This is a genomic window from Tritonibacter litoralis, from assembly GCF_009496005.1.
GTDB classification, from domain to species: domain Bacteria; phylum Pseudomonadota; class Alphaproteobacteria; order Rhodobacterales; family Rhodobacteraceae; genus Epibacterium; species Epibacterium litoralis.
In genome coordinates, this window is sequence record NZ_WIBF01000026.1 from 1 (window position 1) to 14,885 (window position 14,885).

A 14,885-nucleotide genomic window follows, 5' to 3' on the forward strand; every position below is an offset into this window, starting at 1 on the left:
AATGCCACTCATTCCAGAGAGCCAAGCCCCAACGCCGCCGAACAACGCTGCAAGCACGGCAGTTCCGCCGCCGCAGCAGACGACCACGACCAGAGCTGCTATTCCGAAGGCCAGCAGGCCACCCATCAGATTGTCACGCATTGCAGGCGGCTCAGGAGGCTGTGTCGGGCAACACCTGCGCCGGATAGCCATTGGCCGTCACCGCGCCGATGATGCTTTCGATGGAAGTTTCGGCGTCATCGTAGGTCACGCTGTAAACACCCTGCCCGTATTCGGGGCCGTCCTCGAATGCGGCGATCTCGACCGACGGAACACCGCGCATCGAGCTGGCAACAATGAACGAACAGGACGGGCATGTCAGTTCGCTGACGGCGATCTCGACCTGGCGCTCTTCAGCGAGGGCCGGGGTCGAGAGTGCGACGATGGCCAGGGCGGATAACAGGAGATGCTTCATGGTCATGGTCCTCGTTCAGAATTTCAGGATGAAGGGGGTGATGTAGGGAAAGATCATGGCGACAGCGACAATCGCGGAAGCGGCCCAGAGGGTTGCGCGCATGATGCGGCGGTCGATGGGGCGGGCGCAGGTGCCATCGGCACAGGCCTCGGCATCTACAGGCTTGTAAGCCTTGTAGAAGCCGTATCCCAAAAACGCGGCGCTCAGCGCGAAGGTGTACCATTTGTAGGCATAGAGCGCCCCGAGCTGCGCGATGAACACGCCTGTCACGCCAAAGCTGACCAGCACCAATGGAAGGATGCAGCAAGAAGTCATCGCCAGCGCACCGAGGACGCCGAGGCCGGTCACGCCCCATCCCTTGGTGGTTTCGTCGCCAATTTTCTGCGACTGAGATTGCGGAAGTTCCGCCAAATGTTGTTCCATCGAATCTTCCTTGAACAGATGTTTCCACCGTTCTAGGGTCTGTAGTTGATACAGGCTCAAGGGATTTTTCGGCACAATGAGTAACACAAGCGTGAGATCAATTCGGCGGGGCGATTTGGCCCGCGCAACGGGCTGCAACCTGGAAACCATTCGCTATTACGAGAAAATCGGGATCATGCCGGACCCGCCGCGCAGTACGAAGGGCTACCGAAGCTACGACGATGCCCACGTCAAGCGGCTGAAATTCGTCATGCGGTCCCGCGATCTAGGCTTTTCTCTCGAAGAGGTTCGCGGGCTGCTTGGGCTGGTCGATGACCGATCCCGGACATGCGCCGAGGTGCAGATCATCGCCGAAGATCATCTGACTGACGTTCAGGCCAAGATTGCCGATCTGCAGCGCATCGAGCGCGTCCTGTCGGACACTGTTGCGCGATGCACCGGCGATGCTGCCCCAGAATGCGCGGTGATCGATGCGTTGCTTGATGCTTAGTCCACCCTAAAGAAGAGGGGGCAACGGACCTTCGTGAACGGCGCAGCGAAAGCCCGAAAAGTCCGCTCAGCTGACCTTGACATCGACAGCAGCGAACGACCGGTGATTGAGTAGCTCCGAGCACTTGGGCCGACACGAATGAATGCCAACGCTGTCTTTGTCGGCGCTAGTAGTTCACCTGCTCAAAGCCGTAGTTCCCTTCATAGTCACGCCAGTCGACGAAGACAGAACGGTGATAGATGCTGGGGCAATTCTGGCCCCAGCGTTCGAGGCCGATATGGGCGGAGGGTAGGGCGGTTATGGAAGACCTCTGCCAGGCGAAGTCACCTTGCGTCCCATATGTGCCTAGGACCACGGTGGCGCTACGATTGCAGTCACCATCACGACCGGATTCGTGTTGCCGCGCATACCGGACATCAAAGACGCGGATGGAACGTACGAAATTGAACTCAGGTCCGCTGATATCGATGTCCGCGCGATCTTGAATGAGCCGGAGGGCCTGGTCGGCAGGAACGAAGTCACTAGGTGCTTCTGGAATGCGTCCAGCAGCCATAGTTGGATCAGCGGTATTGCGCGCTGGAAATGATTGTCGCGGTCCAGTGCTGTTGTTCTGGAAGAACGCATCAAAGATGCGGTCTGCACTGTTTGCTGCCGGAACGGTCTCAAAGGACGCACCCATGGGACAGCGCCAGATTTGAAGCGGCGGTTCCACCGGCCAAGGGGTAATGCGTCGGATGAATTCGGCTCGAGCCCTGGCGCATGGTACGGAAGCAGGCCAGCCGCCAGACAAGCACAAGAGGATCGCGCAATCGATCGGGTATGTCTGCGCGCGGACGGGCATCGGCAGCGAAAGGCCTGTCACGGTTAAGGCAACTGCGACCGAGGGGAGGAGCTTCTTGAATAGATGGTGCATACTGAGGGCCCTCTGTGACAGGCTTCAGCATACATACGAAAATATACTATCGCAACACTAAGTATAACGTCGCATAATGAAGTTTATGTTAAAATTTGAACTATCCTCGCTTGGAGATACACCTGTTCGACATCTGTATTATCGTTTAAAGCAGCGCCAGGAGTTCGCAAAGTCGTGCCCCTAGACTTGATACGTAGGCGCGGGGGTCTTAGAAAACCATGGCTTGAAAGGTCCACTCCGCCGGAAATAGCGACAATGGAGTATCTCGCTGCACGGGCGATCGAATAGTCCAAATAAATCCCTGCTTTTTTCGCTCAATTGCCTATGTGTATTCTGATATTTCGACTAGGTTCTGATCCGGATCGCGCAGATACACGGACTTGATGGGGCCGGTTGCGCCTGTGCGTGGAACGATACCTTCTTCGATCTCGACGCCACAGTTTTCGAGATGCGTGACAACTTCAGCAATCGGGACAGCCGAGACCAGGCAAAAATCGCCGCTTCCTGGTGTCGGTGTCAGGGATTTGGGCTCAAATTCGTTACCGTGTTGGTGAAGGTTGATCTTTTGCGCCCCAAACGAAAGCGCCTTCCGCCCTCCTGCAAACTCCGTCACCTCCATTCCCAGAACCTTTGAATAGAAGTCACAGGTCGCATCGATCGAGGCGACTGTCAGGACGAAATGATCCACGCGATCAATTTGCATTGCTTGGTCTCCTTACTCTTGCAGACAAAATAGGTGTTTGCCCTCGTCCTAATCCATTGATCAATGACGACAGACCCCATCTCAATTCCAGATGCCGGGACTAAGAGGCCTCGGGGAACTCACTGGTCAGATGGACCATGAGCGATCTGATAGGCCGCGATAGTGCCTCAGCATCACGCACGGCTACCTTCAATGTGCGTTCAGCCCAGCTATCCGCCACAGGGGCCATCCGCAGGTTAGAGGCCGTCAGGTACGGCTCCACGGCTCCAAGCGGTAATATTGCGATGCCAAGACCCGCTTCGACCATGCGTCGCACTCCATCAAAGCTGAGGACTTCAACCCGCGTTCTCAGCTCCAACTCTTGCTCTGCGGCGCGCTTCTCGATGAAGGCCTGCAGAGAACTTCCCTTCTGAAGGCCGACAAGATCATGTGTTGAGAATTCGTTGAACGAAACGGGCCCGTCTGTCCCAAGCGGATGACCTTTTGGCGTCAGGACAACAAGTGTATCCCTGCGATAGGTGAACACGTCGAGATCCGGGTTTGGGATCATGCCGGAGAAAATGCCGACATCTGCAATACCATCGCGGACGGCCATCACAATTTCATCTGACGTTTGCTCGGTGAGATCGATCCGCATGTCGGGATGATCCGCCACAAACAGCGCCAAATCCTCGGGCAAAAACTGTGTAATCGCAGACGTATTGGCCGCGATCCGCACAGTTCCACGCAAGCCTTGCGCAAAGTCGCTCATATGATCGCCGATACGATCTAACAGACGCTGCAGGTCTTTGGCATGGCGAAACATTTCTTCGCCAGCAGGCGTGAGGGCAACGCCTTTTTGCTGTCTGTAAAAAAGAGCAGTACCAACCTGGGCTTCAAAATCAGATATCCGCTTGCTGATGGCGGACGCGGCGATGTTCTCAGTTGCAGCGGCCTGCGCTATGCTCTTCGAAGTGGCGACGGCCACGAAGAGTTCGAGGGTTACAAGGTCAAATCTTTTCCGCATGGCTCAGGTACTCACTTATCTCAATGAGATTGCCGTCCGGATCGTACAAATACAGCGAAAGGATTGTGCCTTGAGCGCCGACGCGCTCCACGGGTCCTTCTTCTATGCGGAGACCTATCTCTTTAAGGTGGGATTCTACATGAGAAAGGCCATGCTCGACCAGCAAACAAATATTTGCAGACCAAGACCTTCCAGCATTTTTGGGCGGCCCGTAGTGCCGATTGTTGGGCTGAAGATTGAGCTTGCAGCGCCCGAACGTCGCTTCGACACGGCCATCATCCAACCGGTTGATCGCCATGCAGAGCCCGCCGCCATAAAAGGCGACGGACTTCTCGATGTCGGCGCAAGTGATCACTGCGTGATCCAGTGCTGCCCACGCGATGCGGTGTGGCTTCCCCATTAGAACAGCCTTGGCAGGATCAAGACGATCTGCGGGAAGAACAGCACCAGCAGGATGGTTGCAAGGATCGGGATCAGGAACGGCAGGACCGATAGCACGACCTTTTCAAACCGCATTCCCGTGATCGGAACAAGAATATAGAGGACCGTCCCAAATGGCGGCGTTATCACCCCAACCGATAGTGTGATCACCATAAACACGCCAAAGAACAGCGGGTCCACTCCTGATGCGGCGACGGCCGGAACCAGAATAGGCGTCAGGATCAACACACTCTCGATCACAGACATGAAGCAGCCGACCAAGATGAAGAACACCATCAGGATCAACAGAAGGATCGTCGTGTGCAGATCCATAGCGACCAGACCGGCAGCCAAAGCTTGCGGCACCTGTAGGCGCACCAGCAACCAGCCATAGAAACCTGAGATCGCGATAATCAGCAGAATGACGGCACTGAACTCCATGCTTTGCACAAAGACCTGGAACAGCTCTTTGATCTTTACATCGCGGTAGACAAACACGCCGAGCGCGATCGCGTAAGCACAGGCCACCGCTCCGGCTTCGGTGGGTGAGAAAATGCCACTCCATATGCCCCCTACGATGATCAACGGTGTCAGCATTGGAAGCACGGCCCGGTGGCCGGTTTCAAACACCTCGCGCGCTGTTGGCAGCGGGCGCGTCGGCATATCGATTTTGTACGACATGATAAACGTCGTCGCCATCAACAACACGGCCATCAGGACACCAGGTACAAATCCAGCAAGAAACAGATCCCCGACACTCACATCTGCCTGCCAGCCATAGACAAGCATGGCGACGCTTGGCGGAATGATTGGCCCAATCACGCTGGATGCCGCTGTGATGCCGGTGCTGTACTTCAGGTCATAGCCCTTTTCCCGCATAGCCCGGATTTCCAACGCGCCAAGGCCTGCAGCGTCAGCGGACGCTGTGCCAGACATGCCGGCGAAAATCATTGAGGCCACCACGTTCACGTGCCCCAGCCCCCCACGGACAAACCCGACCATGACATTGGCAAAGTCAAAAATCCGCGTCGTGGCACTTCCTCGGTTGAGCAGGTTTGCCGCAAGGATGAAGAGCGGGATTGCCAGCAGCGGGAAACTGTTGAGCGTCTGAGTGATCTTCAGAGACATCAGCTCCACCGGCAAGCCACCGGATGCGGATGTCATCGCTAAAGCGAGAAGACAGGTTGCCCCTAGTGCAACAAAGACCGGCAGACCCAATGCCATGAAAAAGATCAGGCCACCAACAAACGGTAAGAAGATTTCCATTATCTCTACCCTTCCTGTTTTGGCTTGTCGAAAAACTCACCGACAAGTCGGAGAAGAGATGTAAAGACCATACCTGCGAAAGCGAGCAACAGTCCCCCATAGTAAATCGAAAAACTCATTGAGAGAGCCGTTGTGCGGTTGTTGGCGCTTCGCTGCATCATCTCGGCGGCTCCCCAAGCGGCAAGCATCAGGAATACAATCGACAGGATTTGCAGAAAGAGCGCGTAGCGCGAATGCCAGACGCCTTTGATGGCCATAGGCACCAGTTCCACGGCGATGTGGGCCCCGCGAGACCACGCGCCGATCGAGGCGAAGGCAACGGCGTAGATCGTGATCAGCGTGGCGATTTCTTCGAGCCACGGAACGGGAAAGCGAATGACATCGCGCGACAGGATCGACAGGACCAGCAATCCAACAAGCCCCAGCAGCATGAAGCCCGAGAACAGATCCGTGATCTTTACCAGCGTCTTTTCGACACGTCCCAAGTTGCGTGTCTGGATCGCCGCAGCGTCCGTGTTTTCATCTTCAAGCTGCATGTGGTTTCCCCCTGCGCTTATAAAACAACGCCCGCCATAAAGACGGGCGTCCAGTTTCAGGGAGGTTACGAATTTGCAGCGATCGCGTTTTGCACGTCTTCGATCACACCGTCAGCCAGTGATGACATTGCATTGTCGATAGCGGGCTGTGCCTTGGCCTTGAATGCCGCCACATCGGGCTCAACCACGGTCATGCCTTTTTTCTTGAGCTCGTCGAGATAGAACACATCCTTCTGCGCTTCGACAGCAGTGCCTTCAGTACGCGCAATTTCGACGGCTGCACGGACAACGGCCTGGTCTTCATCGGAAAGGCCTGAGAACCAGGAGTTGGATGCAACCCAATGCCATGGGAAATGCACGTGGCCGGTCATGATGAGATGCGATTGCACCTCATAGAGCTTACGCGAGAATGGCGAGACGAGAGAGTTCTCATGGCCATCGACCTGGCCGGTCTGCATTGCAAGGTAGATCTCTGTGGCGGGCACAACGACAGTTTGTGCGCCCAGACCGCTCCAAACATCCACCCAGACAGGAATGCTCGGCAGACGCAGCCGGAAACCATCGAGATCATCAGGCGTCGTTATGGCCTTATTCGAGGTCATATGGCGCGGAGCGCGCATCTGAGCGCCCATCTCTACGATACCACCCTGATCGATGCCGCGCTGTTGCAAAGCCTTGCCAGAGTCACTGGCCATGAAGGCTTCGACAGCCGCGCCGTTCGGGAACAGGAACGGGATTGAGATCGGATCATAGTCAGGTGCGTACTGAGCGCGCCAGTTGCCACCTGTCAGGGAGATCTGGGTCTCACCGATGTTCAGTAGTTCAAGGACGGCATTTTCACCCCCGAGCTGGCCGCTCAAGAACGGAACAACCTCAAAGCGGCCCGGAGCCAATTCCTCAAGCGCGGCCTTGAAGCGCGTGATACCGGCTTCTTCTGAGCCGCCCGGTTTCATGGTCGTATTGACCTGAATGGTAATCTTATTTTGCGCGAGAGCAGGTGTTGCCAATGCAGCTGTAGCCGTTGCCGCAGCAAGAGTTTTGAGCGCAGAGCGTCGTGTGAAGTTCATGGTTTCCTCCCGAAAATTCTATGGTCAGGAGGATCAGGCGAAACCTGCTATCTGCCCAGAATTGGTTCGATAACGGAGCCATCGCATTTCGCGATGTACATTATTTTTATACTTATCAGCTGGTTGATATCTATGTTGCGGTCTAGAAAGAATGACAACGGGCGGCGCATTAGTGCGCCGCCCGAATTCCTGTGAATCTCTCTACTAAGTTTCGTCTAGGCTGCTCGGTTGTTTGAGATACTAGCCTCCACTTCCCGCCGCAAACGGTAAGCGTCCGTGTTCGTGTCTGCCTGCACGTCACTCCATTTGACCGGCTGACCTTCAGGAACATCTCTGATCAAAGTGACATTTTGAGCCAGACCGAGCGGCACATAGCCCTCAGTAACAGAGATCGATGCAGGACGTAGACCACCGGCCACGGTGTACCCGCCCTCTCCGTCAAGGATTTCGCCCTTCTTCAGCTGGCGCTTCGAGATGGCCGCGACATCGGCGCGGAATTCATGTGCCGCCCCTGTGGGCTCCTTGCGAATACCCACTGATGCGACCGAGATCCCGAGCTCCAGCCCGATCAGGTGCCAGCGCTTGTAGTTGCACATGTAGCGTCCGCTGTCGTCAGTCACGACTTTATACTCTTCAAAGCAGTTGCGCAGATACTCAGTGTCCCCTTCAAAACAGACCCAAACCCCCTTCCGGATGTCATGCGGGATCTGCTCGCCTTCTGGTGTGAGGCAAGAGATGACATCCACCATACCCTTGTGATCCAGCACCCCGCCCTCCGAGCGCGGCCGCGCCAGATTTGGAACGTCATCGATCCCACCCGAAGGGAAGACCAGGCCGTTTTCAGGGGCATCCAACCCGCACACATTGGCGATGGCCGCGCTTTCAATGGCTGGCTTCGAGCCGTCCAAAAAAGCATTGAACATTTTAGGGTTCAGCCGACCGCGCTCTGCTTGCTCTTTCGTCAAACCCCAATGATCCCACACGGTTTCAGGCGTCGACTGCCGGTAATGCGGCATCCACTTGTGGCCACGACCAGCCGCAACGACGCTGAAACCGCAGCCCCGCGCCCAATCAACCAGGTCACTGGCAAGCGCCGGCTGATCTCCATATGCCATGCTGTAGATCACACCGGCTTCGCGAGCCTTATTGGCCAAGCCAGGCCCAACAAATGCGTCTGCTTCAACTGTTACATTGATGATGTGCTTGCCGTTCTCGAACGCCTTGAGGCAGTGCGTGACGGCTGCGATCGGGTTCCCTGTGCATTCAATGATTATTTCAATTTTCGGATGCGCTGTCAGCGCTTCCCAATCATCGCCGACGAAGGTTGCGCCTGATGTTGCCGCATCATCCAGGCTGGATGCTGAGTAAGCCGCAGCATCCCAGCCAACGAGCTTCATATTGGATTTGGCAGCATCAGGATGCAGATCAACGACACCAACGATATGAATCCCCTTCAATCGAAGTGCCTGTGCAAGAAACATCGTGCCAAACTTACCCGCACCGATCATTCCCACAAGAACCGGCTGGCCACTCGCTGCGCGCTCCTGAAGTTTCGTAAAGAGGTTCATTCGGCGTTCTCCTTGGACCAGCCTTCTTGCGTGAGGAAATCGAAATCGCAGCCTTCGTCGGCCTGCAGAACCGTCCGGCTGTAAAGCCCGCGATAACCCCGATTTTGCAACTCCGGGCGCTTGTGCTGTTCGAGACGGCGGGCGATCTCGGCGTCATCGACCAGCAGATCGATGCGCTTGTCAGCGACCGAGAGACGTACACGATCACCATTCTCGACAGCAGCCAACGGCCCGCCAACCGCGGACTCGGGTGACATATGAAGAACGATGGTTCCGAAAGCCGTGCCAGACATCCGCGCGTCTGAAATTCGCACGATATCCTTGATACCCTTACGCGCCAGTTTCTTCGGGATCGGCAAATATCCGGCTTCCGGCATTCCCGCGGCCACTGGTCCTGCATTCTTCAGAACCATGATGTCATTGGCCTCAATATCGAGATCCGGATCGTCGACGCGCTTCGCCAGATCCTCCAGGCTTTCAAAGACTATGGCACGGCCCTCGACTTCAAAGAGTTCCGGTGTCGCCGCCGCCCGTTTGAATATGGCCCCCTGAGGCGCGATGTTCCCATATAGGCTGATCAATCCGCCCTCATTTGAAACAGGATCGTCAAACGACCGGATCACTCGGCGGTCAACCCATTCAGGTTCGTCGTCTAGACGCTCGGCCAGGGTTTGCCCTGTCACATCCACCGTATCGAGGTGCAGGAGGTGGCGGATCTCACGCAAGACAGCTCCGACACCGCCAGCGGCATAGAAATCTTCCATATACCCTTCCCCAACTGGCTTCAGGTCAACCAAAACCGGTGTTTCGTCCGAGATTTCGTTGAGGCGTTCGGGTGAAATCCGGATGCCGAGACGACCGGCTACAGCTGTAAGGTGGACGATGGCATTGGTAGACCCGCTGACGGCCATCAACACGCGGAAAGCGTTCTCTACCGACTTCTCGGTGATGACCTCGCTCGGTTTACGAGGATTCTGGATCAGATTAACCGCCAGCTTGCCGCATTCCTCAGCTGCAACGAGCCTGTCTGCGTGAACAGATGGAATAGCCGCTGTACCGGGCAATGACATGCCAAGTGTTTCTGCGATGCACGCCATGGTGCTCGCTGTTCCCATAACGGCGCAGGTGCCGGCCGTTGTCGCCAGCCGTCCTTCGATCTCCGCGATCTCTTCACCTTCTACCTCACCGGCACGGAACTTACCCCAAAAACGGCGGCAGTCGGTGCAGGCGCCCAGGCGTTCCCCCTTATGGCGACCGGTCATCATCGGCCCGGTCACAAGTTGCACGGTCGGTATGTCGGCAGACGCTGCACCCATCAGCTGTGCCGGAACAGTCTTGTCGCAACCGCCGATCAGGACGACAGCATCCATCGGTTGCGCACGTACCATCTCTTCGGTGTCCATGGACATGAGGTTCCGGTAGACCATGCTGGTCGGGTTCAGAAAGACTTCGCCAAGCGATACCGTTGGGAACGGTCGAGGTAAGGCCCCTGCAGCCAGCACACCGCGAGAGACAGCTTCGACCAGCTCAGGCATCGCTCTGTGGCAGTTGTTGAAGCCCGAAGGGGTCATGGCGATCCCGACAATCGGTTTGTCGAGCATTTCCCGCGACAGGCCCATAGAGCGGGCGAATGAACGGCGGAGATAAGATGCGAAGTCCTTATCTCCGTAGTTTGTCAGCCCACCCTGAATACCTTTTCCTTCAGACATTCTATTCCTCCTTCCGGCAATCGATGCCAAGCAGTCGTTCATAAACCAGCACCATTGCGCCCTTGTCTTTCGCGCCATGCCCTTCCAACAAAGCTTGCTGATATGTGGTGGTGGCAGCGGCCAGAACCGGTGCCGGAATTTGATAACGGGCCGAGATCTCAGCACCGCTGATCAGATCCTTGTAGGCCGCTTGCAGCGGGTAGCCGGTGTCAAACTTGCCCTCGAGGATCTGGGGGATGAAATATTCCGACGCATAACTGCGGCCAGTTCCCGAGTTCACCACCTCAGCAGTGTTTTCCGGATCAAGTCCCAGCTTCTTTGCCATCGGCAGGATTTCCGCTAGGGCTGCCGCATTGATATCGAAGAGAAGCTGATTGATCAGTTTGGTGAGCTGGCCTGAGCCAACAGCGCCAGTGTGCAGGATGCGGTTCGACATTGTTGCCAAGGCTGGCCTTAGCGTTTCGACAATCTCGCCGTCGCCTCCAATCATCATCGTCAACGTGCCCGCCTGGGCTCGCTTCCACATGCCAGAGACCGGTGCATCGAGAAAACGCAACCCGAGGGCTGAAAGACGCCTGCCAATGCTGAGCGTCAGCCCGTACTCTATGGTCGAGGTATCGACAACAATTGTGTCGGCTGAAAGATGCTGCGTGATCCCATGTTCGGGATCGAACAGGGACTTTTCCACGATTCCACCACTTGGCAAGCAGGTGATCAGCACATCCACATCTGAGAAATCCGCAGCGCTATTTGCCTTTGATGCACCCGCTTCGGCGGCGGCATTCATAGCGTCATCGCTGAGATCAAACACCTTTACGTTGTTTGAGCCAGCTAGGTTGGCTGCCATCGGCGCACCCATCTGACCCAATCCGACAAATCCAAATCGCATGTCGACCTCCTTCATTGTAAGCTTGAAGCAGGACTAGCATTGTCATTCCGGTGGTGTGGCATTCCAAATCGAGAAGGACCCGATCGAAGATAACGGTGTTGACCTGAGCCCCTAAAACTCCTCCAGATTTGTGTGGAGTCCGCCCAACAAAAGGACGGAAAAAATGAAGACACGTTTCACAGACGAACAGATCATTGCGATGATCAAGGAACAGGAAGCCGGTGAGAAGACGGCTGACATTCTATAAATAAAAATCGAAGTATGGTGGCATGGAACCGTCTAGCCGGCCTTTGGTTCCAAAAACTCTGACGACGGACAGTTCGATGGTAGTTACCGGTTGCCTCGAATGCCACGCGAACGGGACTGCCTGTCATAAGCTGACAGCATTGCGATCAAACGATTGAAGTCCTCAAGCTGATTTAAAACGGTCAAACGCCGCCGCGGCTTCTTGCCCGGAATGGCGACCAAAATTTCGTGGCGCGATTTTGCAATGTCGATGGCAACCAAAACAGGCGTGATCTGTGTAATATTGGTCTCGGTCATAGTCGGTCTCCTTTGCGGTGCGGTTTGTGCAAAACCACTGTAGGGACCTGAGACCCAGCTATGATCAACTGCTGCGCTATTTGAGGGCTGCGCAGGCAATCATATCCTCTTGAACAGCATCATTCCGGAGGTGTTACGGAACTGAGTTCACCTTCATGGCGATCCTCAAATGGGTTCAGGATACGAGCATCGATTGGCATTACATCGCACCTGGAAAGCCCTAGCAGTGAAGTGGTCCTGCTTTTCTGTACAGCTTTGCGGCTCAACTAAGATGTAATCTGGTTGGGTTCATGCCGCCTTTTGGGTTGGTTCTGTGTCAAAGAATGCGCTGTCTGGTGTTCGCGTGTCGAGGGCTGTGTGAGGACGCTCAGAGTTGTAGAACCCAATCCAGTCTTTGATCACGCGTTTGACTTGGAAGCCATCCTGCAATTCATGCAGATAGACGGCCTCCTGTTTGAGGGATCGCCACAGCCGTTCGATGAAGATGTTGTCGAGATACCGGCCGCGCCCATCCATTGAGATTTTGACATCCGCCTCGGTCAAAGTGCTGATCCAGGCGGCACCTGTGAACTGCGATCCTTGGACGCCCTTCTAAGTGTCAAGCAGCAATCTGAGCCTGATTGATCTGTTTGTGGCGACGCGCGATGATGTTGAAGACTTCGCGTGCAATGTATCTCTTCAGGCAACGGATCGCTTCAAGCTTGGAATGGCCTTCAGCTGTGCGTCGCGCGACGTATTCTCGCGTTTTCGGATCCAGGCGCAACCGACCAATTGCGATGATGTGCAGTGCACTGTTTGCGGCACGGTCGCCTCCTCGGTTCAATCGGTGTCGTGTTGTTTTGCCAGATGATGCCGGAACCGGGCTGACGCCACATAAAGCAGCGAAGCTGGCTTCGGATTTGAGCCGTTCAGGATTATCGCCTGCGGTCAGCAACAATTGAGCCGCGCTATTAAACCCGACCCCGCTGCATGCGATTAGGTCTGGAGCAAGGTCTGTGACGATTGCTTCAATCAGGTCGTCCAGATCGGCGATCTCATCGTGCAGTTCGAGGTATCGACGTGCCAGCGATTTGAGCGCAATCCGGTAAGCCTCTTCCACATCCCGGTACCCGCTCAGATCCGGACGCCAAGCTGCCAGTGTCCTGATCAATTGCATGCGGGTCATGTTGCGCAAAAGATCACGTAGACGGTGAGGCGCGCAAACTATCGTGGTCTGAATGATCTGCAATGCAACACGCCGGGCTTGGACGGCTGTTTTGCGGCAAACCTTCAGCACGCGCAGGGATTCTACCATGCCATCTCGACTGCGCGGGGTCACCGTGCGCCGCTTAGAGAAGGCCGCGTGGGCAGCGCTTTGTGCATCGAAGTCATCGTTCTTGCCACGCCGTCTTCGATCCAGTTTGTCTGGTGCGGTCACCTCCAAGATGTCCACACCCGCGACCTGCATATATCTCAAAAGTCCCGCGCCATAGCTGCCGGTGCATTCAACTCCAATCCGTTGCAAGTCTCCGAATGATCGCATCCATGTCAGCATCAGCTTGTAGCCTTGCCGCGTTGTGGCAAAGCTCTGGGTTCCCAGCACTTGGTCATTCTCATCGACAACGGCTGCGACGTGGAGGTCTTTGTGTGTATCGACCCCACCCACGACTGGGATGGTTTGCTTCGGTTTGTTCATGGGATCATCCTTTCCGGCAGTTTCAGGCATACTTCGCCGGAAAGAATGTAACCGTCCGGCCTGCCCGCACTGACGGTGATCGTTAGTGAGGGATAATGTCCATTAGCGAACAAATGGACATTATCGGAGTGGAACATGTCGAAGCGGCGCAGGCGGCGGACTTGGTCTGAAGACGAGAAGCGCATGATTTGCGCGCAGACGCGGGTGGCTGGTGTATCGGTTGCCCAAGTTGCGCGGCGCTACGATGTGAATGCCAATCAGGTCTTCAATTGGCTTAAAGAGCCGCGGTTTGCGGCGGAGGCCGATGAGGAGCAGGACGTACCCCGCTTCCTGCCGGTTGAAGTTCTGGACGCTGAGCCTGCTTCAGCCCCGCCGGATGCCGGTGCGCAGATCGAGGTGGAGCTTGCCAACGGCCACCGGCTGAAGGTTCAGGGCGGCTTTGATCCTGATGCGCTTGCTGCTTTGATCCGGAAGCTTTCGACGTGATCCCGGTTCCGGCAAACACAAAGGTCTGGCTGGCCGCCGGGGTCACAGACATGCGCAAGGGGTTTGGCGGTTTGTCGGCCTTGGCCGAGAAGGTCCTGGCCGAAGATCCGTTCTGCGGGCATTTGTTTGTTTTCCGCGGACGGCGCGGGGATCTGCTGAAGGTGATTTGGTGGGATGGCCAGGGGGCGTGCCTGTTTTCCAAGCGGCTGGAACGGGGCCGGTTCGTCTGGCCCGCAGCCAAAGACGGTAAGATCAGCCTGACGCCAGCTCAGTTGTCGATGCTGCTGGAAGGAATTGACTGGCGGTTGCCGCAGAAGACCTGGAAGCCACTGACCGCTGGGAATTATCCCGCAATTGCAGAGCCGTAGGATTCCCATTCCGCCATAGCCGGGGTATATTCCGGCCCATGCTGGATGCGCCCAAAACACTGCCTTCCGATCCCGAAGATCTCCGCGAGACGGCGGAGGGGCTGCTTGATCTGGTAAAGTCGCAGGCGCTGAGAATTGCCAAGCTGGAACACCAGCTTGCGGGGCATAACCGGCACCGGTTCGGATCAAAATCGGAAAGTCTGGATCAGCTTCAGCTCAGGCTTGAGGAAGAAGAAACAGCGGCAGCGCAGGTTGTCGGCGAAGACGTTCCTGACGGTGATGCCGAAGGGCAGTGAACCGCCCCTTGTTTGCCGGAGACCCAGAAGTAAGGATACTGGGTTATGGAAAAGAAGAATTTTGGGAAGAGAT

Annotated in this window: 17 protein-coding genes and 2 pseudogenes; 4 read left to right on the forward strand and 15 right to left on the reverse strand. The window is 56.0% G+C overall.

What is annotated here, in order from left to right; translation table 11 throughout:
- Positions 1–151: 151 nt before the first annotated feature.
- On the reverse strand, positions 152–454 hold the full coding sequence (locus GFB49_RS20385; protein ID WP_040545980.1) for a heavy-metal-associated domain-containing protein: 303 nt from the start codon (positions 452–454) through the stop codon (positions 152–154).
- A 15-nt stretch (positions 455–469) separates the two neighbouring features.
- Positions 470–877 carry a mercuric transporter MerT family protein gene (locus tag GFB49_RS20390; RefSeq protein WP_007803565.1) on the reverse strand — a complete coding sequence of 136 codons (408 nt, stop codon included), beginning with the start codon at positions 875–877 and terminating at the stop codon, positions 470–472.
- A 91-nt stretch (positions 878–968) separates the two neighbouring features.
- Between GFB49_RS20390 and GFB49_RS20395 the strand changes: the two genes are divergently transcribed.
- The gene (locus GFB49_RS20395) at positions 969–1,367 is read left to right on the forward strand and encodes a MerR family transcriptional regulator (protein ID WP_040546033.1); all 399 of its coding nucleotides are present in this window, start codon (positions 969–971) and stop codon (positions 1,365–1,367) included.
- Positions 1,368–1,533: 166 nt separating this feature from the next.
- Here GFB49_RS20395 and GFB49_RS20400 read toward each other — a convergent pair whose 3' ends face one another.
- The 13 genes and pseudogenes from GFB49_RS20400 to GFB49_RS20460 all read right to left on the reverse strand — a co-directional run bounded on the left by GFB49_RS20400 (position 1,534) and on the right by GFB49_RS20460 (position 13,662).
- Complete coding sequence (locus tag GFB49_RS20400; protein WP_232272164.1) at positions 1,534–2,280, reverse strand: hypothetical protein; 747 nt, start codon at positions 2,278–2,280, stop codon at positions 1,534–1,536.
- Between the two features lie 322 nt (positions 2,281–2,602).
- Complete coding sequence (locus GFB49_RS20405) at positions 2,603–2,983, reverse strand: VOC family protein (protein ID WP_153218056.1); 381 nt, start codon at positions 2,981–2,983, stop codon at positions 2,603–2,605.
- Positions 2,984–3,083: 100 nt separating this feature from the next.
- Positions 3,084–3,989, reverse strand: coding sequence for a LysR family transcriptional regulator (locus GFB49_RS20410; protein WP_153218059.1), 906 nt, complete (start codon positions 3,987–3,989; stop codon positions 3,084–3,086).
- The gene (locus GFB49_RS20415; RefSeq protein WP_153218061.1) at positions 3,973–4,389 is read right to left on the reverse strand and encodes a VOC family protein; all 417 of its coding nucleotides are present in this window, start codon (positions 4,387–4,389) and stop codon (positions 3,973–3,975) included. The genes GFB49_RS20410 and GFB49_RS20415 overlap by 17 nt, the downstream gene beginning before the upstream one ends.
- Positions 4,389–5,675, reverse strand: coding sequence for a TRAP transporter large permease (locus GFB49_RS20420; RefSeq protein ID WP_153218063.1), 1,287 nt, complete (start codon positions 5,673–5,675; stop codon positions 4,389–4,391). Before GFB49_RS20420 ends, GFB49_RS20415 begins: the two co-directional genes overlap by 1 nt.
- Before the next feature lie 5 nt (positions 5,676–5,680).
- Positions 5,681–6,211: a TRAP transporter small permease gene (locus tag GFB49_RS20425; protein ID WP_153218065.1), complete on the reverse strand. Its 531-nt coding sequence runs from the start codon at positions 6,209–6,211 to the stop codon at positions 5,681–5,683.
- A gap of 65 nt (positions 6,212–6,276) precedes the next feature.
- On the reverse strand, positions 6,277–7,278 hold the full coding sequence (locus tag GFB49_RS20430) for a TRAP transporter substrate-binding protein (RefSeq protein ID WP_153218067.1): 1,002 nt from the start codon (positions 7,276–7,278) through the stop codon (positions 6,277–6,279).
- Between the two features lie 215 nt (positions 7,279–7,493).
- Positions 7,494–8,846 (reverse strand): NAD(P)H-dependent oxidoreductase, encoded by a 1,353-nt coding sequence (locus GFB49_RS20435; protein ID WP_153218070.1) that lies wholly within the window; start codon positions 8,844–8,846, stop codon positions 7,494–7,496.
- Complete coding sequence (locus tag GFB49_RS20440) at positions 8,843–10,555, reverse strand: dihydroxy-acid dehydratase (RefSeq protein WP_153218072.1); 1,713 nt, start codon at positions 10,553–10,555, stop codon at positions 8,843–8,845. Before GFB49_RS20440 ends, GFB49_RS20435 begins: the two co-directional genes overlap by 4 nt.
- 1 nt (position 10,556) lies before the next feature.
- Positions 10,557–11,444: an NAD(P)-dependent oxidoreductase gene (locus tag GFB49_RS20445; RefSeq protein WP_153218074.1), complete on the reverse strand. Its 888-nt coding sequence runs from the start codon at positions 11,442–11,444 to the stop codon at positions 10,557–10,559.
- Between the two features lie 314 nt (positions 11,445–11,758).
- A pseudogene (locus GFB49_RS20450) lies at positions 11,759–11,987 on the reverse strand (IS110 family transposase); the annotation flags it as partial.
- A gap of 288 nt (positions 11,988–12,275) precedes the next feature.
- Positions 12,276–12,530: an integrase core domain-containing protein gene (locus GFB49_RS20455; RefSeq protein ID WP_194269432.1), complete on the reverse strand. Its 255-nt coding sequence runs from the start codon at positions 12,528–12,530 to the stop codon at positions 12,276–12,278.
- Positions 12,531–12,585: 55 nt separating this feature from the next.
- The gene (locus GFB49_RS20460; protein WP_153218078.1) at positions 12,586–13,662 is read right to left on the reverse strand and encodes an IS110 family RNA-guided transposase; all 1,077 of its coding nucleotides are present in this window, start codon (positions 13,660–13,662) and stop codon (positions 12,586–12,588) included.
- A gap of 135 nt (positions 13,663–13,797) precedes the next feature.
- On the opposite strand from GFB49_RS20460, the gene tnpA reads away from it, so the two are divergent.
- The 3 genes and pseudogenes from tnpA to GFB49_RS20475 all read left to right on the forward strand — a co-directional run.
- On the forward strand, positions 13,798–14,148 hold the full coding sequence (gene tnpA, locus GFB49_RS20465) for an IS66-like element accessory protein TnpA (RefSeq protein WP_153218080.1): 351 nt from the start codon (positions 13,798–13,800) through the stop codon (positions 14,146–14,148).
- Positions 14,145–14,516, forward strand: coding sequence for an IS66 family insertion sequence element accessory protein TnpB (gene tnpB, locus GFB49_RS20470; protein WP_343032655.1), 372 nt, complete (start codon positions 14,145–14,147; stop codon positions 14,514–14,516). Before tnpA ends, tnpB begins: the two co-directional genes overlap by 4 nt.
- Before the next feature lie 38 nt (positions 14,517–14,554).
- Positions 14,555–14,809, forward strand: a pseudogene (locus GFB49_RS20475) (transposase domain-containing protein); the annotation flags it as partial.
- Positions 14,810–14,885 lie beyond the last annotated feature (76 nt).

What these genes read in the sequence shown, in the direction of transcription:
- GFB49_RS20385 (WP_040545980.1), bottom strand. Translation starts at nt 454, where the DNA reads ATGAAGCATCTCCTGTTATCCGCCCTGGCCATCGTCGCACTCTCGACC.
- GFB49_RS20390 (WP_007803565.1), bottom strand. Translation starts at nt 877, where the DNA reads ATGGAACAACATTTGGCGGAACTTCCGCAATCTCAGTCGCAGAAAATT.
- GFB49_RS20400 (WP_232272164.1), bottom strand. Translation starts at nt 2,280, where the DNA reads ATGCACCATCTATTCAAGAAGCTCCTCCCCTCGGTCGCAGTTGCCTTA.
- GFB49_RS20405 (WP_153218056.1), bottom strand. Translation starts at nt 2,983, where the DNA reads ATGCAAATTGATCGCGTGGATCATTTCGTCCTGACAGTCGCCTCGATC.
- GFB49_RS20410 (WP_153218059.1), bottom strand. Translation starts at nt 3,989, where the DNA reads ATGCGGAAAAGATTTGACCTTGTAACCCTCGAACTCTTCGTGGCCGTC.
- GFB49_RS20415 (WP_153218061.1), bottom strand. Translation starts at nt 4,389, where the DNA reads ATGGGGAAGCCACACCGCATCGCGTGGGCAGCACTGGATCACGCAGTG.
- GFB49_RS20420 (WP_153218063.1), bottom strand. Translation starts at nt 5,675, where the DNA reads ATGGAAATCTTCTTACCGTTTGTTGGTGGCCTGATCTTTTTCATGGCA.
- GFB49_RS20425 (WP_153218065.1), bottom strand. Translation starts at nt 6,211, where the DNA reads ATGCAGCTTGAAGATGAAAACACGGACGCTGCGGCGATCCAGACACGC.
- GFB49_RS20430 (WP_153218067.1), bottom strand. Translation starts at nt 7,278, where the DNA reads ATGAACTTCACACGACGCTCTGCGCTCAAAACTCTTGCTGCGGCAACG.
- GFB49_RS20435 (WP_153218070.1), bottom strand. Translation starts at nt 8,846, where the DNA reads ATGAACCTCTTTACGAAACTTCAGGAGCGCGCAGCGAGTGGCCAGCCG.
- GFB49_RS20440 (WP_153218072.1), bottom strand. Translation starts at nt 10,555, where the DNA reads ATGTCTGAAGGAAAAGGTATTCAGGGTGGGCTGACAAACTACGGAGAT.
- GFB49_RS20445 (WP_153218074.1), bottom strand. Translation starts at nt 11,444, where the DNA reads ATGCGATTTGGATTTGTCGGATTGGGTCAGATGGGTGCGCCGATGGCA.
- GFB49_RS20460 (WP_153218078.1), bottom strand. Translation starts at nt 13,662, where the DNA reads ATGAACAAACCGAAGCAAACCATCCCAGTCGTGGGTGGGGTCGATACA.
- tnpA (WP_153218080.1), top strand. Translation starts at nt 13,798, where the DNA reads ATGTCGAAGCGGCGCAGGCGGCGGACTTGGTCTGAAGACGAGAAGCGC.